At 35.8% G+C, this 24417-nt stretch carries 20 protein-coding genes and 1 tRNA gene; 18 read left to right on the plus strand and 3 right to left on the minus strand.

The window, feature by feature from the left end; all coding sequences use genetic code 11:
- Window positions 1-5: 5 nt before the first annotated feature.
- From uvrA to IGL49_RS02535, 7 genes are all read left to right on the plus strand, one after another.
- A complete protein-coding gene (uvrA, locus tag IGL49_RS02505; protein ID WP_104855226.1) occupies window positions 6-2825 on the plus strand; it encodes an excinuclease ABC subunit UvrA in 2820 nt (939 codons plus the stop codon).
- 171 nt (window positions 2826-2996) lie between these two features.
- Window positions 2997-3791: a YusW family protein gene (locus IGL49_RS02510; protein WP_104855227.1), complete on the plus strand. Its 795-nt coding sequence runs from the start codon at window positions 2997-2999 to the stop codon at window positions 3789-3791.
- A 165-nt stretch (window positions 3792-3956) separates the two neighbouring features.
- Complete coding sequence (gene rapZ, locus IGL49_RS02515) at window positions 3957-4844, plus strand: RNase adapter RapZ (RefSeq protein ID WP_104855228.1); 888 nt, start codon at window positions 3957-3959, stop codon at window positions 4842-4844.
- Window positions 4844-5839, plus strand: coding sequence for a gluconeogenesis factor YvcK family protein (locus IGL49_RS02520; protein ID WP_002355627.1), 996 nt, complete (start codon window positions 4844-4846; stop codon window positions 5837-5839). The genes rapZ and IGL49_RS02520 overlap by 1 nt, the downstream gene beginning before the upstream one ends.
- 33 nt (window positions 5840-5872) lie before the next feature.
- Window positions 5873-6808, plus strand: a complete 936-nt coding sequence (gene whiA / locus IGL49_RS02525) for a DNA-binding protein WhiA (protein WP_002358736.1) — start codon at window positions 5873-5875, stop codon at window positions 6806-6808.
- Window positions 6809-7040: 232 nt separating this feature from the next.
- Entirely contained in the window at window positions 7041-7964 is a 924-nt protein-coding gene (locus IGL49_RS02530; RefSeq protein WP_104855229.1) for a DUF7916 family protein, read from the plus strand.
- Window positions 7965-8075: 111 nt separating this feature from the next.
- Window positions 8076-8594 carry a DsbA family protein gene (locus tag IGL49_RS02535; RefSeq protein ID WP_104855230.1) on the plus strand — a complete coding sequence of 173 codons (519 nt, stop codon included), beginning with the start codon at window positions 8076-8078 and terminating at the stop codon, window positions 8592-8594.
- 42 nt (window positions 8595-8636) lie between these two features.
- Here IGL49_RS02535 and clpP read toward each other — a convergent pair whose 3' ends face one another.
- Complete coding sequence (clpP, locus tag IGL49_RS02540) at window positions 8637-9230, minus strand: ATP-dependent Clp endopeptidase proteolytic subunit ClpP (protein WP_002355633.1); 594 nt, start codon at window positions 9228-9230, stop codon at window positions 8637-8639.
- A 195-nt stretch (window positions 9231-9425) separates the two neighbouring features.
- Between clpP and IGL49_RS02545 the strand changes: the two genes are divergently transcribed.
- Window positions 9426-9944: a hypothetical protein gene (locus IGL49_RS02545; RefSeq protein WP_104855231.1), complete on the plus strand. Its 519-nt coding sequence runs from the start codon at window positions 9426-9428 to the stop codon at window positions 9942-9944.
- A 20-nt stretch (window positions 9945-9964) separates the two neighbouring features.
- On the opposite strand, the gene IGL49_RS02550 is transcribed toward IGL49_RS02545, so the two are convergent.
- On the minus strand, window positions 9965-10369 hold the full coding sequence (locus tag IGL49_RS02550; protein WP_104855232.1) for a DUF1622 domain-containing protein: 405 nt from the start codon (window positions 10367-10369) through the stop codon (window positions 9965-9967).
- 463 nt (window positions 10370-10832) lie between these two features.
- On the opposite strand from IGL49_RS02550, the gene IGL49_RS02555 reads away from it, so the two are divergent.
- From IGL49_RS02555 to IGL49_RS02595, 9 genes are all read left to right on the plus strand, one after another.
- Window positions 10833-13733 carry an isopeptide-forming domain-containing fimbrial protein gene (locus tag IGL49_RS02555; RefSeq protein WP_104855233.1) on the plus strand — a complete coding sequence of 967 codons (2901 nt, stop codon included), beginning with the start codon at window positions 10833-10835 and terminating at the stop codon, window positions 13731-13733.
- Window positions 13734-13757: 24 nt separating this feature from the next.
- Entirely contained in the window at window positions 13758-14141 is a 384-nt protein-coding gene (locus IGL49_RS02560) for a bacteriocin (RefSeq protein WP_104855234.1), read from the plus strand.
- 176 nt (window positions 14142-14317) lie between these two features.
- Window positions 14318-14827 carry an SA1002 family membrane protein gene (locus IGL49_RS02565; protein ID WP_104855325.1) on the plus strand — a complete coding sequence of 170 codons (510 nt, stop codon included), beginning with the start codon at window positions 14318-14320 and terminating at the stop codon, window positions 14825-14827.
- A gap of 29 nt (window positions 14828-14856) precedes the next feature.
- Entirely contained in the window at window positions 14857-16644 is a 1788-nt protein-coding gene (locus IGL49_RS02570) for a glycerophosphoryl diester phosphodiesterase membrane domain-containing protein (RefSeq protein ID WP_104855324.1), read from the plus strand.
- 25 nt (window positions 16645-16669) lie between these two features.
- A complete protein-coding gene (locus tag IGL49_RS02575; RefSeq protein WP_104855323.1) occupies window positions 16670-17077 on the plus strand; it encodes an NUDIX hydrolase in 408 nt (135 codons plus the stop codon).
- 279 nt (window positions 17078-17356) lie between these two features.
- Window positions 17357-18199 carry a CPBP family intramembrane glutamic endopeptidase gene (locus tag IGL49_RS02580; protein ID WP_104855322.1) on the plus strand — a complete coding sequence of 281 codons (843 nt, stop codon included), beginning with the start codon at window positions 17357-17359 and terminating at the stop codon, window positions 18197-18199.
- A 230-nt stretch (window positions 18200-18429) separates the two neighbouring features.
- Window positions 18430-20517, plus strand: coding sequence for a hypothetical protein (locus tag IGL49_RS02585; protein WP_104855321.1), 2088 nt, complete (start codon window positions 18430-18432; stop codon window positions 20515-20517).
- Between the two features lie 225 nt (window positions 20518-20742).
- A complete protein-coding gene (locus IGL49_RS02590) occupies window positions 20743-20943 on the plus strand; it encodes a cold-shock protein (RefSeq protein WP_104855320.1) in 201 nt (66 codons plus the stop codon).
- Between the two features lie 448 nt (window positions 20944-21391).
- Window positions 21392-22441: a hypothetical protein gene (locus IGL49_RS02595; RefSeq protein ID WP_104855319.1), complete on the plus strand. Its 1050-nt coding sequence runs from the start codon at window positions 21392-21394 to the stop codon at window positions 22439-22441.
- 333 nt (window positions 22442-22774) lie between these two features.
- Here the strand turns inward: IGL49_RS02595 and IGL49_RS02600 are convergent.
- A tRNA-Arg gene (locus IGL49_RS02600) sits at window positions 22775-22846 on the minus strand.
- 58 nt (window positions 22847-22904) lie between these two features.
- Between IGL49_RS02600 and rpoN the strand changes: the two genes are divergently transcribed.
- The gene (gene rpoN, locus IGL49_RS02605) at window positions 22905-24236 is read left to right on the plus strand and encodes an RNA polymerase factor sigma-54 (protein ID WP_164982902.1); all 1332 of its coding nucleotides are present in this window, start codon (window positions 22905-22907) and stop codon (window positions 24234-24236) included.
- Window positions 24237-24417 lie beyond the last annotated feature (181 nt).

Genomic DNA, 24417 nt, shown 5'->3' on the forward strand with positions numbered 1-24417 from the left:
CATATATGGCAAATGATAAAATTGTGATTCATGGTGCACGCGCCCATAATTTAAAAAATATTGATGTTACGATTCCTCGTGACAAAATGGTTGTTGTAACAGGACTATCTGGTTCTGGCAAAAGTTCATTAGCCTTTGATACGCTTTACGCAGAAGGGCAACGGCGTTATGTAGAGAGTCTCTCTGCTTATGCGCGACAATTTTTGGGACAGATGGATAAACCAGATGTTGATAGTATCGATGGTTTAAGTCCAGCCATTTCGATTGATCAAAAGACGACAAGTAAGAACCCGCGCTCAACGGTGGGGACGGTCACGGAAATCAATGATTATTTACGATTGTTATTTGCTCGGGTAGGCCATCCAATTTGTCCTAACGATCATATTGAAATTACCAGTCAGTCTGTTGAACAGATGGTTGATAAAGTCTTAGAGCTACCAGAGCGAACAAAAATTCAAATTTTGGCGCCTGTTGTGGTCAAGAAAAAAGGACAACATAAAAAAGTGTTTGAAATGATCCAACGTGAAGGGTATGTCAGAATGCGAGTGGATGGTGAAACCTATGATGTTAGTGAGGCACCAGAACTTGAAAAAAATAAAAAACATGATATTGCGATTGTGATTGACCGTATCGTTGTGAAAGAAGGCATTCGCTCTCGCTTGTTTGATTCGTTTGAAGCGGCTTTGCGTTTAGCTGAAGGTTACGCAATTGTTGATGTGATTGGTCAAGAAGAGATGTTGTTTAGTGAACATTATGCCTGTCCTTATTGTGGGTTCACGGTTGGTGAATTGGAACCACGTTTGTTCTCTTTTAATGCGCCATTTGGAGCTTGTCCCGATTGTGATGGTTTAGGCGTTAAATTAGAAGTGGACAAAGACTTAGTGATTCCAGATCCCACTAAAACCTTGAGAGAAGGAGCTGTTGTTCCGTGGAACCCTATTAGTTCTCAATATTATCCACAAATGTTGGAACAAGCAGCCACCAGTTTTGGGATTGATATGGATACGCCGTTTGAAGAATTACCTGCAGACCAACAAGAAATTATTTTAAATGGTTCTGGCGAGAAAAACTTTCATTTTCATTATGAAAATGACTTTGGTGGTGTTCGTGACGTGGAAGTGCCATTTGAAGGGATTTTAAAAAATATTAAACGACGTTACCATGAAACAAATAGCGATTTTACACGAGATCAAATGCGGTTATACATGACAGAATTGACTTGTCGAAGCTGTCAAGGGTATCGTTTGAATCCGCAAGCTTTAGCTGTAAAAATCAATGGCACGCACATTGGTGAAGTCAGTAAATTAGCAATAAAAAATGCGGTCCAATTTTTTGAAGGTGTGTCTTTATCTGAACAAGAAACAACGATTGCTCGGCCAATTTTAAAAGAAGTCGAAGATCGGTTAACCTTCTTAAAAAATGTCGGTTTAGATTACTTGACCTTAAGTCGAGCTGCCGGCACACTTTCTGGTGGAGAAGCACAAAGAATTCGCTTGGCAACACAAATTGGGTCAAACTTATCAGGTGTCCTTTATATTTTAGATGAACCATCAATTGGTTTGCATCAACGAGATAACGACCGCTTGATTGACTCTTTGAAAAAAATGCGGGACTTAGGCAATACATTAATTGTGGTGGAACATGATGAAGATACAATGATGGCTTCGGATTACTTGATTGATGTGGGGCCTGGCGCTGGACATCTGGGCGGCGAAATTGTAGCCGCCGGTACGCCGGAAGAGGTTGCTAAAAATCCGCATTCATTGACTGGACAATATCTTTCTGGGAAAAAAGTGATTCCTGTGCCAAAAGAACGTCGCAAAGGCAATGGCAAAGCGATCAAAGTCACTGGTGCCAGTGAAAATAATTTGAAAAATGTCAGTGTTGAGTTTCCGCTCGGTGAATTTGTCGCTGTCACAGGCGTTTCAGGTTCAGGGAAAAGTACTTTAGTCAATCAAATTTTGAAAAAAGCACTGGCTCAAAAATTAAATCGTAATTCCAATAAACCTGGGAAACACAAAAGTATCACTGGTTATGAAGCCATTGAAAAGATTGTTGACATTGACCAAAGTCCAATTGGTCGAACACCAAGAAGTAATCCAGCGACTTATACTAGTGTTTTTGATGACATTCGCGATTTGTTTGCCCAAACAAATGAAGCCAAGGTTCGTGGCTATAAAAAAGGTCGCTTTAGTTTTAACGTCAAAGGTGGCCGTTGTGAAGCTTGTCGCGGGGACGGTATCATCAAAATTGAAATGCACTTTTTACCTGATGTCTACGTACCTTGCGAAGTTTGTCATGGCAAACGGTATAATTCTGAGACGTTAGAAGTTCATTATAAAGGCAAAAACATTTCTGATATTTTAGATATGACGGTGGAAGATGCCGTAGAATTTTTCAAACATATCCCTAAAATCCATCGTAAATTGCAAACCATTGTGGATGTAGGCTTAGGCTATGTGACATTGGGGCAGCCAGCAACTACTTTATCTGGTGGGGAAGCACAGCGGATGAAGCTAGCGAGTGAACTCCATAAAAATTCTAATGGGAAAAACTTTTATATTCTGGATGAACCAACAACAGGCTTGCATACCGATGATATTGCGCGGTTGCTTCTAGTATTAGAGCGTTTAGTGGAAGCGGGCAATACCGTTTTAGTGATTGAACATAACTTGGATGTCATCAAATCTGCGGATCATGTGATTGATCTAGGGCCAGAAGGTGGCGACGGGGGTGGTACGATTGTGGCAACAGGAACGCCAGAAGAAGTTGCTAAAGTCAAAGACAGTTACACAGGATATTATTTAAAACGTGTTCTGAAATAAACATTAATGATTAGATAAAGAACCTTGTTTTTATGGGAAACAAGGTTCTTTTATTATAAAATAACGAATATTTTTTAATTAAAATTAAAAATAAATGTTGACTTAATGTGTAATCAAAAGATATACTATGTTTGTTAACAAAATAACAATGAATACGAAGGGAAGTCTTAAATGAAAAACAAAAAAATAACAACAAGTTTAGTAACAGCAGGAATGGTCTTAGCCATCGGAATCACACCTTTTGTACATAGTAACACAATGGAAGCAGCCACCTTAATTTCACAATCAGACCATGAAAAAGTAATGAGTTTTACCAAGAAAGACTTAAAAGAAGCAACGGGCATTCAATTGGAGCCGGCGACAGTACAAGCCACTCATCAGGAATTAAAGCAACAAATTACCTGGGAAGCATTAGGCTATTCCACAATTGATGCGCAAAATATTGCGACACGTTTTACCCAAAATACATATCAGGCTCTGGGGATTTTAACAGATATCGCCAACCACTCAGACCTTCAATTGAAAGTCATTACCATTAATAATCCCTATCTAGCAACAGCTAAAATTGGCACCTTTAAGTGGGAAACCGTAACTCCTGAAGTTGGTGGGGACCATGAAACAGCAGATAATGAACTGACCACACCGACACCAACTGTTGCCAGTCTTCAAGAGATTGACGTAGAAATCGAATACGACGAAAATGAAATTGAGTTCACCTATGAAATAAAATCGAATGGAACAATTGAAGCAACGTATGAAGATGAATTTGCTGATTTAGAATTAGAAGGTCAGGCAGCACAAGACAAAATCATGACTCTTTTAGACGGATTGTCAATCAAAACAGCTACAAATGAACAAATTAAAGAACATATTACGAAAAAGTTAGCCGTGAATGAACAAGTAAAACAATTTGAGTTTGAAGCTAATTTTACTGATAAAACAGAAATTGAGTTTGTATTAAAATAACGCAAAGTTATATTGTACAATTCAGCAATTAAAACAGCATTGACATTCTTGTCTATGCTGTTTTTCTATGAAAGAATAGAAATCTTTATAAGAATGATTGAAAAGCTTTCTTTGATACGCCCGGGGTGTTATAATATAGTGATGCAAGTGAAGGGAGTGTTGAATATGCCAGAAAATTTACAACTGGTTATTATTACAGGAATGAGTGGCGCTGGAAAAACAGTCGCTGTCCAAAGCTTTGAAGACATGGGCTATTTCTGTATCGACAATTTACCACCAAGCTTAATCCCAAAATTTTGGGAATTAATTAAAGAATCTGGAAAAGTCACCAAGATTGCGTTAGTGATTGATTTACGTTCACGGACCTTCTTTAGAGAAATTCAGGATATGTTAGTCGAACTTGAAAATACCAATTTTATTGATACAACGATTTTATTTTTAGATGCTACCGATGAAGAGTTAGTTTCTCGCTATAAAGAGACACGGCGTGCGCATCCAATGGCGATGGATGGTTTAGTGACAGAAGGTATTCGTAAAGAACGCGCAATGCTGGAAGAAATCAAGGCGGATGCTCAGTTGGTTATTGATACCACGGACTTGTCCCCTCGTCAATTGCGGGAACGTTTGAATAAAGAACTAGCAACGAGAGAGACACACGAATTTCGAGTGGAAATGGTGTCCTTCGGCTTTAAATATGGTTTGCCGATTGATGCAGATATCGTCATGGATGTTCGCTTTTTACCTAATCCTCATTATATTGATGAACTACGACCATTAACTGGAATGGATCAACCTGTTTATGATTACGTGATGGGCTTCCCAGAAACAGATGAATTTTATACCAAATTTATCGATTTACTGCGAACAGTCTTACCTGGATATAAAAAAGAAGGTAAAAGTAGTGTCACCATTGCAATTGGCTGTACTGGCGGACAACATCGCTCTGTTGCATTGACAGAACGTATTGGCACTGAATTAAAAGAGGAAGATTACCATGTAAATATTACCCACCGCGACCGCTTAAAAAGAAAAGAAACGGTTAATCGCTCTTAATGAAAACCTATCGAATTCGTAAACCGAAGATCGTAGTTGTTGGTGGTGGAACAGGCTTGCCAGTAATTTTAAAAAGTTTAAGAAATCAAAGTGTTGATATTACTGCCGTCGTAACGGTCGCTGATGACGGCGGTAGTAGTGGCGAGCTTCGTTCTTCTATTAATAACATGACACCTCCGGGAGATTTAAGAAATGTTTTAGTGGCATTGTCAGATATGCCACAATTATATGAAGATATTTTTCAATATCGTTTTGATAAATCAGATAGTCATTTTGCCAATCATGCAATCGGTAATTTGATCATTGCTGCTGTCTCAGAAATGAGAGGAAGTACGTATGAAGCGATTCAATTGCTTTCAAAAATGATGCATGTTGATGGACGGATTTATCCATCATCAGAACGACCATTAACGTTACATGCCGTATTTAAAGATGGCTCAGTGGCGGTCGGAGAATCAAAAATTGCACTGGATCGCAAGACGATAGACCATGTGTTTGTGACAAATACACACGGAGAAGAACAGCCAAGAGCTGCGCGCAAAGTCGTCAAAGCAATTGAAGAAGCAGACATGGTCGTGTTAGGGCCAGGGAGTCTTTTTACAAGTATTTTACCTAATTTAGTTATTACAGAAATTGGTGAAGCCATCAAACAAACAGCAGCGGAAGTAGTCTATATTTGTAACATTATGACCCAAAAAGGGGAAACGGAACATTTTACGGATGCCGATCATGTTCGTGTCTTAAACGAGCATTTACAAGCACAGTTTGTTGATACAGTACTGGTTAACACAGAAAAAGTACCAGAAAATTACATGGATCCTGAAATTTATGATGAATATTTAGTTCAAGTAAAGCATGATTTTCAAGGATTACGTGAAGAAGGATGCCGAGTCATTTCGACAGACTTTTTAGAATTAAGAGATGGCGGAGTTTTTCATGATGGGGAAAAAGTTGTTGAAGAACTTTTCCGTATCGTATTTGGAACGAAATATTAATTAATCAAAAGAATCAGGAGAGGAGGAGCTTAGATGTCTTTTGCCTCGGATGTCAAAAAAGAGTTAACTGGTTTAGAAGTTCATCGAGAACACGCGAAAGCAGAATTAGCAGCATTAATTCGGATGAATGGCTCACTTAGCTTAGTTAATCAACAGTTTGTCTTGAATGTACAAACGGAAAATGCTGCAATTGCTCGTCGAATGTATTCATTGCTAAAAGATCATTACCATGCACAAGCAGAATTATTAGTTCGTAAAAAAATGAAACTAAAGAAAAATAATGTTTACATTGTGCGTCTAAAACAAGATACACAAAAAATTCTAGCTGATTTGGATATTATGGATGGGGTCGTTTTTAATGGCAATGTGTCAAATGAAATCATGGGTAACGCGCAAAAAATGCGTTCCTATTTACGCGGGGCCTTTATGGCTTCTGGCTCAGTTAATAATCCGGAAACAAGTCGCTATCATTTAGAAATTTTTTCAATTTATGAAGAACACAATAATGATATTTGTAAGATGTTGAATTACTATGACTTAAACGCTCGAACATTGGGACGCCGAAATGGGTATATTTGTTATTTAAAAGGTGCCGAAAAAATTGCCGACTTTTTAACGTTAATTGGTGCCACTAACTCTATGTTGAAATTTGAAGATGTCCGAATTGTCCGTGATATGCGGAATTCAGTAAATCGTTTAGTAAATTGCGAAACCGCGAATTTAAATAAAACCATTGATGCTGCTTCAAAACAAATTGAAAATATTCAATTTATTGAAAGTACAGTGGGGCTGACGTCATTACCGGAGAAACTTCAGGAAATCGCAGAATTACGGTTAGAGTATCCGGAAGTTAGTCTCAAAGAATTAGGGGAAATGATTCCTTCAGGGGCTATTTCTAAGTCAGGTATTAATCATCGTATTCGAAAAATTAATGAATTTGCAGAAAAATTACGAGAAAAAAGTGCATAATTTTTCTGCTCCAGAAGTGAAGAATAACATTTCCGTTTGAAGTGGTATCCTTCACTTTTTATTTAAGCGTGTAAAAAAATTAAAGTGTGCAAAAAGTGTGTAGTGCTGAAACGTAGTGTTTACCTGTGGTTTAAAGAAATGACGTTGGCATGAATGTTGCTTGTAATAAAATGCAAGCGATTACTTATTGCTGTTTTTAACTAAAACATTAAAAACTATTGGAGGGGTCAAAATGGTTCAACGATTAATTAGTGCAAATGCATCAGAAATCAAACGGATGTCAAAAGAAGAGCTGTTTCAGAGTATTAAAGCGAGCGAAGGGCGCGTAATTTTATCGGAAAATGTGGTAGTTCACCCATCCGTAACAGGTGACATTACTTGTGCGGAAATGTCAAAAGCCTATGGCGCAGACATGATTTTGTTGAATGTTTTCGATGTTAATCAACCGATTGTAGTAGCCGCGTATGAAGGACAATATACTGCGGAAACATGTGTCCCTAATGATGAGGTTGTTCATCGTTTGAAAGAATTAGTCGGTTTACCGATTGGTATGAATGTCGAACCTGTTAATGAAAATTTAGACTTAGCCTCGACTAGAGTTTCGATCGAACCAGGTAGAAAAGCATCAGCAGCTACTTTCAAAAAAGCCAATGAACTGGGTTTGGATTTTATCTTATTGACAGGTAATCCTGGAACTGGCGTGACCAACGATTTGATTGCTAAAAACGTGGCCTTGGCCAAAAAACATTTTGACGGCATCATTATTGCCGGAAAAATGCACAGTTCAGGCGTAGATGAACCAGTGGTCAGTTTAAAATCAGCTGAACAATTTATTGAAGCGGGTGCTGATATTGTCTTAGTCCCAGCAGTTGGCACGGTTTGGGGCATCGATGATCAACAAGTTAAAGAAGTCGTGGATTTTGCACATTCAAAAGGAAAACTAGTTATGAGTGCCATTGGAACTTCACAAGAAAGTGCTCAACCTGAAGTTATCCAAGCAATCGGCATTAGAAATAAAATTTTAGGCGTAGATATTCAACATATTGGCGATGCAAATATGGGCTTAGTTGGTATTGAAAATATTAAAGAGCTTTCTGACGCGATACGTGGGAAAAGACATACTGTTGCTAGAATGGCTCGTTCGATTAATCGTTAAAAAGTGAACAGAGGCACGAATTCAGAAAGTTTGAATTCGTGTCTTATGATTTTTTTATTGAAAAACGGTATACTAAAAGAGAAATAAAGGTTTGAAAGGATGAGGTTTTTTATGGATATTTCAGTAATTGATGCAACAAAAGTTAACACAGAAACAGGGCTTCATATTGGGGAGAGCAATGCCCCTGTCAAAATGATAGAATTTATCAATGTTCGCTGTCCTTATTGCAGAAAATGGTTTGAAGAGTCTGAGGAACTGTTAGCACAATCTGTCAAAAGTGGTAAAGTTGAACGTATCATTAAGTTGTTTGATAAAGAAAAAGAAAGTTTACAACGCGGTAATGTGATGCATCACTACATTGACTACTCAGCGCCTGAACAAGCACTGTCAGCATTGCATAAAATGTTTGCTACGCAAGATGATTGGGGGAACTTAACCTTAGAAGAAGTAGCGACGTATGCTGAAAAAAATCTTGGCTTAAAAGAACAAAAAGATGCAGCGCTTGTTTCTGCAGTGATTGCTGAAGCCAATGCGGCGCACATTCAATTTGTGCCAACGATCATCATTGGTGAGCATATCTTTGACGAAAGTGTCACTGAAGAAGAATTACGTGGTTACATTGAAAAATAAAAAATGGCAACAGCGATAATCGCTGTTGCCATTTTTTTATTTTTAATTTAAGGCGCTACTATTTTCCATTACTTCATCGATTAAACCATATTCTTTTGCTTGTTCGGCAGTCATATAGTTATCACGATCGGTATCACGTTCAATCACTTCAATTGGTTGGCCAGTTCGTTCAGCTAAAATTGAATTTAAACGTTGACGAGTGTCTAAAATGTGACGAGCAGCAATTTCAATTTCTGTTGCTTGCCCTTGAGCGCCACCAAGTGGTTGGTGAATCATGATTTCCGCATTTGGTAAAGCGAAACGTTTGCCTTTTTGACCAGCTGTTAATAAGAAGCTACCCATAGAAGCCGCCATTCCTAATACGATAGTTTGGACATCCGCTTTAACGAAATTCATGGTATCGAAAATCGCTAAACCTGCAGAAACACTCCCACCAGGAGAGTTAATGTACAAGTAAATGTCTTTTTCTGAATCTTGGGCATCTAAGAATAATAACTGTGCAATCACTGAGTTTGCCACATTATCATCGATAGGGCCGCTTAACATAATGATGCGGTCTTTTAATAAACGAGAGTAAATGTCATAAGCACGTTCACCGCGAGATGATTGTTCAATAACTGTTGGAATTAAATTCATAAGTAAATCCTCCTATATAAAGAAACTTTTAAAGTCATTCTATCACAAAGCACTGTGAATGCCTATGAAAAGTATACCTCTTTGGTCAATAAAGGTCAACGAAGTCGCTTGAAAAATTTTGTGTCATTTTTTATCCGAAACTTTTGGATTATGTTATACTAAAATGGAAAATCAGAAAAGAGCGAGGGGAAAAATATGTTTGTTTTTGTCGCCGGAATGGTCGGTGTAATCGTCGGTGCGCTAATAGTCACAGCAAGTGCTGCCTTACATTCATCTTACAAAGAGCGAAAAGAAGTACGTTATCGTGAACTAGAACATTTGGTTAAAGAAATTGAATCATTGAATTTATTAAATAAAAAAGTCAAAGAAATTTTACAAAAGCGTGAATTATATATAGACAGATCAATTGAATACTTATCAATGGACGATTGTTTCATCAGTATCGATGATTTTATTTATTTGGAATCATTTTCTGCTCAAAATAATTTTTATTTACCGACGTACTTAATTGAAGAATTTTTTAAAAAAATTGCGCATCGTAAAGTCATTTTGACGGCCAGCGAAGTTGCTGAAATGGGCGGGCACACCTATAAAGGTGGCCGTGTTATTTTGGAAAATTTTTCAGACGAGATTTTAGCAATTATCGAAGATAAAAAACGTAAAATGCAGCGTTTATCTAACGAACCACTTCATTATTTTAAAGCGATTAAATAAAAAAAGAACCAGCGTACCCGCTAATTTTTTTGGGTATCTGGTTCTTTTTCTTGTTGTTCCATATCGGTCATAGTGTCTTCAATTTCTTTATGTAAGAAATAAGAAATAACTGTACGGATGATTACCAAGGTTGCCAATTTCAAAATATCTTGAAAAGTTGGTTTGACAATGGATTCAATAATATCGGCAGCAATCAAAATTTCTAAACTTAACAGGATATAACTACCAAGGAAATTTTTGATGAACGTATTCATTTTGGTTAAGGTAAAGCGGCTTTGATTTTGTCGTTCGCTTTTAATGAAATCTTTTCCTGCTAAACAAACACCCCAAACTAAAACAACAATCGAAAAAACATTCAGTCCCAAAATACATAGCTCAAAAAGTGGGGTTAAAAGTGTCATTAACTGATGGGGCCATTCACTCATCGTGTTCACTCCTGCCAAAAAGCCTTTTCTTTAACTATAACGAAACGGTTGACTAACGTCAAATATTGTTGAAATAAACGGGCTAAACTATTTAGCTTATAGAACAAAAATAAGAAAACAATGAATAGCATCTAACAGGTAAGTAAACGGATTGTAAAGGTTCTTTTACTTTTTTTAGTAAAAAAAGACGCTTAAAAGGAATCAAGTGTTAAAAAGTAAGTGAAAACCAACTTTATCAGCGAATAGTCTTTTCATTAATTTTTAAAAGACAAATTTTACGTTTTCAAGAGCCGAATACTGCCAAGTTTGAGCCTATAAAGGTGATAGAATCAGAAATTGAGTAAGAGATGTGTCACAAAAACCAGGGGACACATCGACTTGATGAAAGATTTAAGGAGCTGTAGTTGAAGTTAAAAGTAGCAAGTGTCCCAAACACTAGCGAAAGAAAATAGGGAGGATTAAAATGTTTAAGAAAGCAACGAAAATATTATCGACAATGGTGATTGTCGCTGGAACAGTTGTGGGAAATTTCAGTCCCACATTGGCTTTAGCCGAAGGAGTGGGTAAAGCAGGTGATACTGAAGGGATGACCAATACGGTGAAAGTTCAAGATGAAAGTTTAGCCGATTGTAAACGAATTTTAGAAGGAGAAGCAGTATTCCCAGTTGTTGAAGGCGAAACGGAACCTGTTGATTTAGTGGTTGTCGAAGATGCTAGCGGGAGTTTCTCAGAGAATTTCCCAATGGTTCGATCAGCAATTGATGAAGTGGTTCAAGGATTAACAGACAAAGACCGTGTGATGTTAGCTTCTTATCGTGGTGGGCGCCAATATATGTTTCCTGATGGAACTACAAGAGTCAATGATGGAGATAAAGAGTTAAATGTTCGCGTGAATACACCATTAACATTTGATAAAGGTCAATTTGTATCAAATTTTGGAAGTGTTCGAACTTATGGTGGAACACCAACAGCTAAAGGTATGAAATTAGCCTTAGATGAATATAATGCGACGCATGGTGACTTAACGAATCGTAAAACTTATTTCTTATTAGTGACAGATGGTGTTGCCAATACTCGATTAGATGGTTATTTACACAAAACCAATACAAATGATTGGATTAGTGAATATCCAGATCCAAATCATCCATCAGGTACTTGGGGAGCTAGTAATTATGTATCTGTGGAATATAGTAATGACTATCAAGGCGCAGCAGAAGAAGTTTTGGCGTTGAATCAAGAAGTTACAAATGAAGGATATGAAATGATTAATGCCTTTTGGGAAAGTGTTGAGTCTTTAAGTTCAGTTCATTCTTATTTTGATAAATATAAATCAGAAGTCGGTCCTTTTGTAAAACAAGAGCTACAAAAAGGTGCTAGTACACCAGAAGATTTTATTACTAGCCAATCGATTGATGATTTTACCAATCAATTAAAACAAATTGTCCAAGATCGTGTGGGACAATCAGCAACAGCTAATGCTTCATTAACAGTTGCTGATCAATTTGATATTCAATCAGCAACAGCGACAGATGATGCGGGAAATGAAGTGCCTGTTCAGATTGACGGTCAAACAATTTCTGTTGTTAGTGTAGCAGGCTATGTTGGTAATATTACCATTCATTATACAGTGAAAGAAAATACAGCGATTGATGCAGATACTTTAGTCAGCTCAGGTTCAATGACTCAAGGTGAGGTAGCCAAAGATTTTCCTGAAGCAACGATCCCTAAAAATGACCATGCCCATGACTGTGACATTACACCAGAAGATCCAGGGATTACGAAAGATATTGAAAACCAAGATCACTTAGATTTAACCAATCGCAACGATCCCTTTGATTGGCATGTCAAAGCCGATTTTGGTAATGAAACGGCTGACTGGACCCAAGCAAGTGTTACTGATGACATTAATTCATTATTAGACATTCAAAAAGTAGTAGTTACAGATGAAAATGGAAAAGATGTTACAGCTGAAGGAACATTAACAACTGATAACAATAAAATTGTTTTTACTATTAATAAGCAAGACGATAGTTATGCGTACTTATCTGACCATACCTACACGATGACCATTACAACAACCATTAAAGCCGATGTAACCGATGAAGAATTAGCCCCTTATATCCAACAAGGTGGGATTCCTAACCAAGCGGACTTAAACTTTGGGAACGATGGCGATGTGTTACATTCAAACAAACCAACGGTAACACCACCGCCAGTTGATCCAAATATTACCAAAGACGTAGAAGGTCAAGATCATTTAGACTTAACTAACCGCGATCAAGCATTCAAATGGAACGTAAAAGCAGCCTTCGGAAATGAAACAGCTGACTGGACCCAAGCCAGCTTAGTCGATGATATCAACAAAGTCTTAGACATTGCAGATGTGAAAGTCACCGACGAAAATGGCAAAGATGTCACAACTAATGGCACAGTAACACAAGAAAATAACAAAGTAACCTTTACCATGAAAAAACTAGACGACAGCTACTCATACTTAGCTGGACATACCTATACCATGACAATCACAACCAAAATTAAAGCCGACGCAACAGATGAAGAATTAGCGCCTTATATCCAACAAGGTGGGATTCCCAACCAAGCGGACTTAAACTTTGGCAACGATGGCGATGTGTTACACTCAAACAAACCAACAGTCACACCACCGCCAGTTGATCCAAATATTACCAAAGACGTGGAAGGTCAAGAACATTTAGACTTAACTAACCGCGATCAAGAATTTAAATGGAATGTCAAAGCCGCATTCGGAAATGAAACAGCTGACTGGACACAAGCCAGCTTAGTCGATGACATTAATAAAGTCTTAGACATTGCAGATGTGAAAGTCACCGACGAAAATGGCAAAGATGTCACAACTAATGGCACAGTAACACAAGAAAATAACAAAGTAACCTTTGCCATGAATAAACAAGACGACAGCTACTCATACTTAGCTGGACACACATATACCATGACAATCACAACCAAAATTAAAGCCGACGCAACCGATGAAGAATTAGCCCCTTATATTGAACAAGGCGGCATTCCTAACCAAGCGGACTTAAACTTTGGCAACGATGGCGATGTGTTACATTCAAATAAACCAACAGTGACACCACCTGCACCAACACCAGAAGATCCAAAAAAACCTGAACCTAAACAACCGCTAAAACCGAAGAAACCGTTGACGCCTACAAATCATCAAGCACCAACGAACCCAGTCAATTTTAGAAAATCAGCAAGTAAAGGGATTCATTTACCAATGACTAATACAACAGTAAATCCACTTTACATGATCGCAGGTTTAATTGTCCTTATCGTGGCTATTAGCTTTGGGATAACCAAAAATAAAAAAAGAAAAAAATAGACAAACTAAAAAGGAAGAAAAAACATGAATAAAAAAATTTCGTTCAGTCTGTTAATTTTGTTACTTAGCTTGTTGGTAGGTTTGACATTTATTCCGCATAAAAAGGAATTAAGTTTTAATGAGTATCAAGAGAAAAAACACTCTGGCGAAACATTTTATGTTGTTTTAAAAAAGAAAAACTGTTCAGATTGCCAGAATTTCGAGAAGCTATTAGAAGCACCTAAGCAAGTCTATTACGTGGAATTAACCAACAAAGGGACCATGAAAGAATGGTCAACCTTTATACGAGAAAACAAGGTCCAACATGTGCCATCTATGTTTAAAATAGATAATGGCCATCTTAAGAAAGTTGATGGAGAAGGAGATGCGAACCAATTATTCGCAAACTATCAAAAAATAATGCAGTAAAAAGAATCAAAAAAGACAAGGCAAGTTTCCTGAATAAAGGAAACTTGCCTTGTCTTTTTTGATAGGAATAGTCTTTTATTAAATAACATGTGAAATGCCTTGCAAATTTATTTTGGTTTGATAAAATAAATTTGAACATATGAATTAATTTTCATTTGTTTTGAAAGGAGGAACAAATGATTGAATTGATTTTGCTTTTGTCGGTGATTCTTTTAGGTTTATTCATTGGAAACAAAAGAGTTGATAAGTGGCTTTTTTTTAAAGCATTGCTTTTGTTTTCTGTTATGCTAAGTGTGAGCATCCTAATTTCGGTAGTTATGTATCTATTATTAACAATAGGCGTTACAAACATAATTGGGCAGCAGTTAGAGTCGGTATTTCTTTTAGGAATAGTCGTTATCATCAGCACGAGTCTTTTATTATATTTTTTATTGAATTTAACGACGAAAAAAATTATTTTACCAATGACTTTAATGAAAATAATTGAATATTATATTCAATGGTTACTAATTTATGTTACTATTTATCAAGTGATTTTTGATCAGTTTATTGTTTCTTCAGAAGTAAAAAATACATTACAAGGGAATCTTGATGAGCCAGTCGCAATCATTATTGTTATTTTGCCATCATTTATTTCAATTTGGATTGCCGTTGTTTTATTTAGGATCCGTATGGAAGAACTTTAATCAGATACTTTTAGAATGGAGGAGTCAGTATGTCTGCTTGGCAAACATTTAAAAATGGAACAAGGCAATTTTTTAAAGACATCTTGCAGTATTTATGGTTATTTTTTACTTTAAATGTCTTATTATTATTGGTGGGTGGGGCTTTTAGTTGGGCTACTTCCAACGCGTTAAAAAGTCAAGGCATTCCTTATCTTTCGTTTAATAACCTGAATTTACTGTTGGAAAAGCCCCTTGCTCTGGTGTTATTAATTCTCTTGTTGATCCTTTTTTTAGGTGCAGTTTTTTATCAGTTTACCTTTTTACTATTAGGGATTTTTCAAATACGGCAAGACCATCGCTTTCATTTTAAAGGGGTTACCAAGGCATCTTTTAATGTTCTTAAAAAGCAAGGTGCCCGTTCGTGGTTATTCTTTTTCGGTTATTTTGTTGTCATTGTACCTTTTGGCAACCTAATTTTCCAAAGTAATCTATTGACGAAATTTGTGATTCCAGATTTTATTGTTGAGTTTTTGTCCCAACGAATTCCTTACTTGGTGGGGTTACTGGTCTTTGGATTAGTAGTCTGGTACTTAGCTATTCGTTTCATTTACACGCTTCCGTTAATGATTCTCGAGAGAAAAAAAGCGGGCGAGGCAGTTAAGGCCAGTTGGTCAATGACAAACAAAAGATTATGGTTTATTCTTCGGAACATTGCATTTGTGACCATCGCGGTATTTGTTTCAACGTATGCTATTTATGTGTTACTTTATCTTTTACAGTTGAAGTTAGATACCTTGAGCGATACCATTAGCTTGCTAGGTGGTATTTTAAATTTAACCGTTGTCCAATTTTTACAGTTTGTCTCTAATGCTTGGCTTTCAGTATTACTGATTAATTTCTTATATACACAATTAAATGTTCAGGCAGAAATGACGGCAAAAGTTGCCTTTGTTAAAGAAACGAAGCGTAATAAATTAGTGACTATCGGAATGGGCCTAGGACTATTCACCCTTTTTGGCGGTTATATAATTTTTAACGCTGTTTACTTAACGGGGCTATTAGAATCGAAACCTTTGATTATTTCGCATCGAGGGGTCACCAATAGTAATGGCGTACAAAATACTATTCCTGCTATGGAAAAAACCATTAAATTTAAACCAGATTATATCGAAATTGATGTTCAAGAAACCAAAGATCATCAATTTGTTGTGATGCATGATGCAAACCTTAAAGAACTCGCCGGCGTTGATGGCACGCCGCAAGAATTTACGTTGGCTGAATTAACAAAAACGACCCTTAAAGAAAATGGCCAAGAAGCACCAATTGCCAGTTTTGATGATTATTTAGCGAAAGCAAACCAAGTCAAACAAAAATTACTAGTAGAAATTAAAACGTCCAAACAAGATAGTCAAGGTGCGCTTTCCAACTTTATTGAAAAATATGAACGTCCGTTGCTAAAGAATCACCATCAGGTTCAATCTCTCGACTACAATGTGATCAAAGCGTTTAAAAAAGCCAAATCAAAAGTAAAAGTTAGTTTTATTTTGCCCTATAATTTCACTTTTCCAGAAACACAAGCTGATTTGTATACAATGGAAGCTACCACGTTGAATGATACCTTCATTTTAAAAGCTGACCAACAGAAAAAAGCAGTTTATGCTTGGACAGTTAATGACTCAGAGGTATTGAGTAAGATGCTCTTTATGGACGTCGCTGGAGTGATTACCGATGATTTGGAGTTAGTTAATGAAGAAGTCAATGACTTTGAAAAAAATCCATCGTATGCTGATCGTATTTTGCATTATATTTTTATGTTGCCAAGTGTGGCTTCTCAATAAAAAATGAAGAAGAGGGTTAAACGAAATGAAAAAAGAATTTTCGCGAGTACTTCTTAAAAATCAATCAGATGAAATTCTTATCTTAAAAGATCGGCCAGACACATGGAATTTCCCTGGAGGAAAACAAGAACTTGGTGAATCAGCGCTGGAATGTGCGATTCGTGAAATTAAAGAAGAATTAGCAGTGGAAATTACTGAACTTGAAGAAATTTTTACTGGACCACTCGTTTTTGATTCAATCGTTTGGCAAGGACATTTTTATTTTGCCAAACAAGCCCAAGGAAAAGTTACGCTGAACGAACCGAATAAAATTAAAGGCGTACAATTTATTAAGCGGTTTGAGGAAGTAAATTTTTCACCAGGATTAGCTCCGCTATTTGATTATTTAGCGTGTAGCGATTATTTAAAGTTAAACAGAACTAACTGGAAATAGAGAGAATAGGCGTGTCTATTCCAACATACGTTGAAAATAGATGTAAAGGAATTTTAGACGACGGGAATGGCTAAATTCTTTTTAAATAGAATGGTTGTAAAATTAGTTCTTGGTGATATTGCTTAATAAAATAGCTTTATTTTTGTCTCCTAAATTTACAAAAATCATTTTTAATTATCTTCTTCCTTTAGTCAAAGAATTATAGTGGTAAAATAATTGAAAAAATGTCATGATAAGGAGAAAATAAAAAGAAAAGTATTGGATTTGAGGTGAAGGAAAATGAACTATTTACGAACGGGAGCGGGAATCTTATTTTTTTTGATTGCATTATTTGGTGGGATTTTGGTGAATAATGCAATTGTAGGACTTTTTCCAAAGGAATTAGAATTAGTCGCTGATAGTTTAGGAACGATCGGGCATGTGGGATTTTTTCTTTTAATGATTTACTTAGCCAGTAAAGTTGAAAATAAACCATTAAGAGAATATGGAATATGGAACGAAAAAGGCAAAGTTCGTTTATTATCAGATGGTTTGTTATTAGGTATCCTTATCTTTTTAGTGGCTGTTTTTCCATTGTATGTAACTAACCTGTATTCTTTAGGAGCTGGCGACAAAAGTTTGATGAATGCAGTTAATAGTTTTATCGTCTTTATTGCAGTTGGTACAACGGAAGAATTATTTTTTCGTGGGTATGTTCAGCATCATTTGTTAAAATATGGTCCAATCAAAGCGATGTTAATTGCTGCAGTAACGTTTGCTGGTATTCACGGTTTAAATCCTAATATCACAATTATTTCTTTATTAAATATTTTTTTAGTAGGCCTATTGTTTAGTACTATGATGTATGCAACAGGAAGTATCCTAACGCCAATTGGGGCTCATATTACATGGAATTGGTTACAGGGGTCTGTCTTAGGAATTCCAGTGAGCGGACAAGAAGAAGCTGGATTTTTCAAAACAGTGATTGGTTCTAATCATCCATTGTTAACAGGCGGTCAATTTGGTGCAGAAGGTTCGTTATTCCTCACTGTAACACTACTAATCGTTGTAACTCTGTGGTTTACGTATCTATTAAAATCTGGAAAAATGACTCGCTATCGGACTAAAGTGTTTTCTGACTAAAAATGATTTAAATGTTTTTTATAAGAAGTTCAGTATTGTGAGTAGGATACACTCTAAAGCTAGAGCGTTCGTTTAATAACGAATGCTCTAGCTTTTTTATTGAAGGAATTCTAATTTTTTTCCCCAAGGAAGCAAAAAATACAACTGTTTTTTTATGGATATATATGTATTAATGAGTAGGTGAAATAATATACGAGTTTGTTGCACCATGGTTAAAAGGAGTTGAAAAGATGAAAAAATTATTATTTTTCGGAGCTGTGCTTTTTTGTTGTTGTTTTTTGGGGAAAAGTGTATTTGCTGAAGAAACAAGTAAAATTATTGAATCCCCGTATTATCAAGATGCCTACACCCAAAAAATTCCAGCAGAAAATACATTCATTATGAGGAATGGTGAGTTAACTACATTTGAGAAAATAACTGGAAATGTGCAAAGTGATAAGATGATTACGGGAAAAGCATCTACTTCATTAAGTGCTGTACTTATTAGAAACGTTGGCGTTTATCAAGGAAAAATGGTAAATGTCAAAGTGACATTGGAGATGCTAAAGCCTTTAGGAACAGATTTGTTATTAACTAAAGAAAAATTTTTACGATTACAAATCTGGTCAGGTGGAGTTGCAAAAGTTACTTATGAATTTTTGAATCAAGACTTGCAACCCTTCCCTTTAAAAACGACTTTTAATTTTAAAGGACTAAATAAATGGAAAGATGTGACTATTAATAATTCTGACGAAACCATTGATCACCTATTTGCTACGCCCGACTCGGCTATTGCTTATCAACAACGAAACAATGAAATGACTCTGACAGGAACAGGTGATGGTTCGACCTTTGAGTATGATTCTAGAAAAATTGCTATTACTACAAAAGCAATCGATAAATTTGAATTTATTATTAAAAATAATGATACACGTTCTGGAACAGCAGGAATTTCGGAAGTACAATATTTATCTCAATTTTTTCCTAATGTAGAGTATCCATACGCACAGGTTCAAAAAACTTCTGATCAAAAAATTATAAATAATGAGGTTGTCACAAATTTTCAACAAATTGTTCCTTCCACTGAAACAAACAACAAGATTTCAACCATGACGTACCTGATAAAAGAACCGCAACAGAACCAATTTTGTTTAAAAAATGTCACGATCAAAGATTTTTATGGCGTTGATCGTACAGGATGGTTTAATCAGCAAGTCGATCAAGAAGGTAATTTGTTGGTGAGTATCAAATCATCAACTTTAACCAATGAAGAATTTTACGATAATACCTATCAATTCACAGTTCATCATACTTTTATTGGTGGAAAAAATCGAGTTGTTGCGATGGAGGCTATTGAAAATAATAAGTTTGAGCTACAACCGACGCTAGTAGAAACAATTGAACAAGAACAACAGTTGTTAGGTGAGATGAAAACGAAGATTGATTATTTAAGTGAGATAAAAATTAAATACCTAGATAAAGATAATAAAGAGCTGTTACCAGAAGGGTCAGTAACAGGACTTATTACAACATCTACGGATCTTTCAAATTTTTATCCAGTACTTGCAGGTTATCAACCATTGAGAGAAAATAAAATAAATGATCAAGCGGTATTTATGCCCCAAATACAAACGAAAATCCACCATTATCGTAAAGAAGCACCCTTAATGATCCATCTAAAAAATGTCGAAAATCCAGAAATTATTTCAAGATTTTCAAAAGAAAAAGAGATAAATTATGAATTTAGCCATGATGAAGCAGTAGACGTCATGTTCGTTGCTCAATGTGGAGAGGAACAAAAGATTGTTAAAAAATACGCTGGTGGAAACGTTAAAAAAGAAGACACTGTGCTTTTTAAAATCCCCGATGATTGGGCTGGAAAAGAGATTCGATTTTATTTGCAGTCTTCACTAGGGGAACGTTCTAACGAAGAAATAAGAAAGTTTATCTTCGAAGACGGTGTGAAATTACAACTACCAGAAAAATTAAATTTTGGTATACAAGAAATTCCTTCAAAGGAAATTTTAATCGCTGCAAATAATCAAGAGGAGATACAAATAAATGATTCAAGTCATATTGATAAAAGCAAGTGGTCTGTAAAAGTAAAGCTGCTTCACCCAATGGCTAATTCAAATAATCAAATTCTTAGAGGGCCCTTCTTGTTTGTGAAAAAAGACAAAAAAATAACTATAAACAATGAGGAACAATTAATTTGGGCAGGTTCAGGAACGGATAAATTAGATAAACACGGACAATTAAAATTTATGTTAACACCTTCAGATGTAATAGGAACTTATTCTGGTACCTTGCATTGGTCGTTAGAAGAGGCACCGATATAATAAATGTTTCTCTGACTTAAATAAATGAATTTAAGCATACAAATGTGTTTCTACCATTTAAAAGTTATTTATATTTGTATATTCCTCGTTAATGTGTTATAGTAAATAAGTAATCAATTTTGACAAGTAATTCGAGTTATATATTTAAAAACTATACTTCTCCTTTTGCCACTCAACATTTTTTGCAATAACTTGCATATTTTTATGCACTAGGAGGAAATATATATGAACAACGGTACAGTAAAATGGTTTAACGCAGACAAAGGTTTTGGATTTATCACAGGTGAAGATGGCAATGATGTATTTGCACATTTTTCAGCTATTCAATCAGATGGATTTAAAACTTTAGAAGAAGGCCAAGCAGTAACTTTTGATACTGAAGAAGGTCAACGCGGCTTACAAGCTACGAACATCGTAAAAGCTTAATAATGAATGAAAACGGACCATGTGTTGGTCCGTTTTTTTTTTAGCTAATGGCTGAAGTTAATAATTTCTTCTATGAAAGATAGAAAACTTTAAATTTGTTGAGTAATTAGCAATAGTAGTAGGCAGGGATAAAGGACAGATAAAAAATGAAAAAATATGATCGTGTGTAGTAAACTACAGGTGTCTTATAAATAATAGAAACAATAGAAAATATCTTTCGCTGTTTTTTTTGTGAAAGTATTTATTGAATGCTGAAAAAGAGAGAGATTACTAAAAACTGATAAAACAAACGATGATTTTATCAGTTTTTTTGTATTTTTATTATATAAAAGCGCAAAAAAAAAATTACATTAATTAGAGTATATCGTTATATTAAATCAAAATATTTGTATTAATAAATAACAAATTATATACTTTTACTGTAACTAAAATTAGGAGGGTGTATAAAATGGAAAAAAGAAACACACGATTTAGATCTTATTTTACAGACGATGAGGCGGGGACAAATATTTCTTGGGGAGCAGTTTTTGCTGGTGTAATTACATTTTTATCTATTTTTATGACTCTTGGACTTATTGGATCAGCAATCGGATTCGGTACTTTAAAACCGACATCAAATAACCCTTTAGATGGTGTTGGGACTGGCCTCATTATTTGGACGATTATTACTATTGTATTATCTCTGATGGCTGCTGGATTTGTATCTGGTGTAGCGGCTAAAAGAATTGGTTTATTACACGGTTTCTTAACATGGGCAACAAGTATGATTGTAGTAATGCTTCTAGTGAGCTATACAGCAGTTAGTGCATTTTCAGCAATCGGTTCCCTTTTAGGAAATGTGGCTTCTGGTGTGGGGGATAGTGTTGGGGCAGTTGCTTCTACTACCGGCGATGCGATTTCAAAAGGTTTTGATAAAGTAACTGATGAAATTGGCACGGTCAATACACAAGAACTACAAAACAATGTAAACAAATATTTAAAAGATACGGATGTTCCAGAACTTCAACCAGATTATTTAAAAGATCAAATGAGCGAAGCGACTGATAAAATTAAAGATGCTGGTAAAGAAATTGTGAAAAATCCAAAAAATGCAGATAAGGTTTTTGATTCAACAGCTGATTCTTTACAAGACCAAGCGAAAAAAATTGGCGATTCTGTAGATAAAAATGCGATTGCGAATGCGGTAGCTAAAAATAGTGACCTATCTCAAGAAGAAGCACAACAAGCAACAGATAATATTTACAATGAATTAAAAACAGCCAGTGATGAAGCCCAAAAACAAATTGATACTGCACGTACTAATTTAGATAAAGCTAAAGATGATTTGAAAGAATCAATCGATGAAGCAAGACAAGCGGCAGAAGATGCGTCAAATACGACAGCTAAAGCGTCAATTTGGGGATTTGTTGCAATGGTCGTTGGCTTAATTATTACTTCTCTATCTGGATTATTAGGAGCTAACTTAGTGAAAAATCCTGAAAGAGAGCATAAAATGTAACAGGTCACCTAAGTTTAGGTAGGTAATTTTAAATAAAAAGAATGAGGACGAATTATCTTGAGGGTAATTCGTTCTCATTTTTGTTTATGGAGCAAAGATATGTACCTGATTAACTGATTTCTATACCATCTATATTGTAAAAATTCTTTTTTAGCACTCAATAGGATTCTATTGGTCTTTTCAACTATTTTTTAAAATTATAATAATTAGAAATTTTATATGGTAGATAGAAAAAAGTACCATTATAGGCTACAATGAAGAAGGTGAAAAAGCAAAGAGACATTTTCAAAAGGAAAATGTCTCTTACAATCAGTATTTTCTGTAATTGAATAACGCGCCCTGAGGGAATCGAACCCCCGTCTCAAGAACCGGAATCTTACGTGATATCCACTACACTAAGGGCGCGGCACGAATACTAGTTTAGCTGATATTGACAAAAATTACAAGAGGGAGGACGAAAATAATGAAATTTGAGCAACGAATGTCCCAGCAACAAAAACAAGTCCAGAAGTTGGCCATGACGCAACAGCTTCAACAATCCATTCAAATTTTACAATTTAATACGGAAGAACTGGCTGCCTTTGTTGAAACAAAAGCGTTAGAGAATCCATTGATTGATTTACAAGTAGACACGCAGTACACCACAGATTTTCCGATAACTAGTCGTTCTTACACCAACCAAGACGAAGAAAATAATTATATGAATCAAATTCCAGACTATCATTTATCATTATTTGAGTCTTTAATTGATCAAATTCATTTGAATTACCGCGATACATACTTGCGAACCTTGGTTTTGTTTTTAGTAGAATATATTGACGTGAATGGTTATTTAACGATTTCGTTAGAAGAAGCGGCAGAGAAAACTGAAGCAAGTGCCATCCAAATGTTAGATGCATTAACTTTGTTACAACAGCTAGATCCAGCAGGTGTGGGGGCACGCAATTTACAAGAATGTTTGATGCTACAAACAGAACGAGACGATGCCGCGCCTAATTTAGCGTATATTTTATTGGAGGAAGAGTTTGATGCCTTAGTCAGTCGTAAATGGGGCCCATTAGCTAAAAAATTCGGGATTGAATTAGCAGAAATTCAATTGATCTTTGATTATATACAAACGTTATCGCCAGCGCCAGGGAACATTTTTGATGCGACCGAGGAATTGTATATTCGACCAGATTTAACTGTCCGAATCAAGGAAGATCGAATAGTGGTGATTTCCAACAAAGCTGGTCGACCGACATTAAATTTTCAAGAAAATTATTTCAAACGAATGCAAGAGACTGACGACAAAGAAGTCCAAGAATACATTAAGGATAAGAAAAACGAATTTGAATGGTTAGAGCGCGCAGTGAATCAGCGAGGCGATACAATTTTACGCGTAGGGCAAGAAATTGTGCGCCGTCAAGACGCCTTCTTTTTAGAAGCAGATCGGCCATTAAAACCAATGACTTTAAAAGAAATTGCGGATGCTTTGTCTATTCATGAATCGACAGTTAGTCGTGCGGTCAATGGAAAATATCTAGAAACCACGTTTGGCGTCTTTGAATTACGCTCATTCTTCTCAACAAGTATTCTTTCATCAGAAGCAGATGGCGAGGATGTTTCGACAACGATGGTTAAAAAGCAACTACAAAAATTAATTGATGAAGAAGTCAAAAGTAAACCGTTATCTGATCAAAAATTAGTCGAGCGATTAAAAGAATCAGGCATGGAAATATCCCGGCGGACGGTGGCAAAATATCGTGAAGCCTTAGGGATTCCATCTTCATCTAAACGAAAACGATATGAGTAAAGAGCCAAAGCTTATGAGTGATTTTCATAAGCTTTGGTTGTTTTTTTACAATTTAAAAAATGTTGGTTTTTTGAATTGTAAAAAAAGCCTAAAGGAGGCAAAGTTTGCTTGCCATTTTCTAGGAAAAAACGTATATTAAAGTTACTTGCTTCTTTAAATAAAGGAAAAGAATAATTTTATA

The organism is Enterococcus sp. DIV1337a (assembly GCF_051712285.1).
GTDB lineage: Bacteria > Bacillota > Bacilli > Lactobacillales > Enterococcaceae > Enterococcus > Enterococcus faecalis.

Bases quoted from the DNA above. Each gene is read 5' to 3' on its own strand.
- IGL49_RS02535 (WP_104855230.1), top strand. From the start codon at position 8,076: ATGGATATTTCAGTAATTGATGCAACAAAAGTTAACACAGAAACAGGG.
- IGL49_RS02555 (WP_104855233.1), top strand. From the start codon at position 10,833: ATGTTTAAGAAAGCAACGAAAATATTATCGACAATGGTGATTGTCGCT.
- IGL49_RS02575 (WP_104855323.1), top strand. From the start codon at position 16,670: ATGAAAAAAGAATTTTCGCGAGTACTTCTTAAAAATCAATCAGATGAA.
- IGL49_RS02530 (WP_104855229.1), top strand. From the start codon at position 7,041: ATGGTTCAACGATTAATTAGTGCAAATGCATCAGAAATCAAACGGATG.
- IGL49_RS02570 (WP_104855324.1), top strand. From the start codon at position 14,857: ATGTCTGCTTGGCAAACATTTAAAAATGGAACAAGGCAATTTTTTAAA.
- rapZ (WP_104855228.1), top strand. From the start codon at position 3,957: ATGCCAGAAAATTTACAACTGGTTATTATTACAGGAATGAGTGGCGCT.
- clpP (WP_002355633.1), bottom strand. From the start codon at position 9,230: ATGAATTTAATTCCAACAGTTATTGAACAATCATCTCGCGGTGAACGT.
- IGL49_RS02545 (WP_104855231.1), top strand. From the start codon at position 9,426: ATGTTTGTTTTTGTCGCCGGAATGGTCGGTGTAATCGTCGGTGCGCTA.
- IGL49_RS02580 (WP_104855322.1), top strand. From the start codon at position 17,357: ATGAACTATTTACGAACGGGAGCGGGAATCTTATTTTTTTTGATTGCA.
- whiA (WP_002358736.1), top strand. From the start codon at position 5,873: ATGTCTTTTGCCTCGGATGTCAAAAAAGAGTTAACTGGTTTAGAAGTT.
- IGL49_RS02550 (WP_104855232.1), bottom strand. From the start codon at position 10,369: ATGAGTGAATGGCCCCATCAGTTAATGACACTTTTAACCCCACTTTTT.
- uvrA (WP_104855226.1), top strand. From the start codon at position 6: ATGGCAAATGATAAAATTGTGATTCATGGTGCACGCGCCCATAATTTA.
- IGL49_RS02590 (WP_104855320.1), top strand. From the start codon at position 20,743: ATGAACAACGGTACAGTAAAATGGTTTAACGCAGACAAAGGTTTTGGA.
- IGL49_RS02510 (WP_104855227.1), top strand. From the start codon at position 2,997: ATGAAAAACAAAAAAATAACAACAAGTTTAGTAACAGCAGGAATGGTC.
- IGL49_RS02565 (WP_104855325.1), top strand. From the start codon at position 14,318: ATGATTGAATTGATTTTGCTTTTGTCGGTGATTCTTTTAGGTTTATTC.
- IGL49_RS02595 (WP_104855319.1), top strand. From the start codon at position 21,392: ATGGAAAAAAGAAACACACGATTTAGATCTTATTTTACAGACGATGAG.
- IGL49_RS02560 (WP_104855234.1), top strand. From the start codon at position 13,758: ATGAATAAAAAAATTTCGTTCAGTCTGTTAATTTTGTTACTTAGCTTG.
- IGL49_RS02520 (WP_002355627.1), top strand. From the start codon at position 4,844: ATGAAAACCTATCGAATTCGTAAACCGAAGATCGTAGTTGTTGGTGGT.
- IGL49_RS02585 (WP_104855321.1), top strand. From the start codon at position 18,430: ATGAAAAAATTATTATTTTTCGGAGCTGTGCTTTTTTGTTGTTGTTTT.
- rpoN (WP_164982902.1), top strand. From the start codon at position 22,905: ATGAAATTTGAGCAACGAATGTCCCAGCAACAAAAACAAGTCCAGAAG.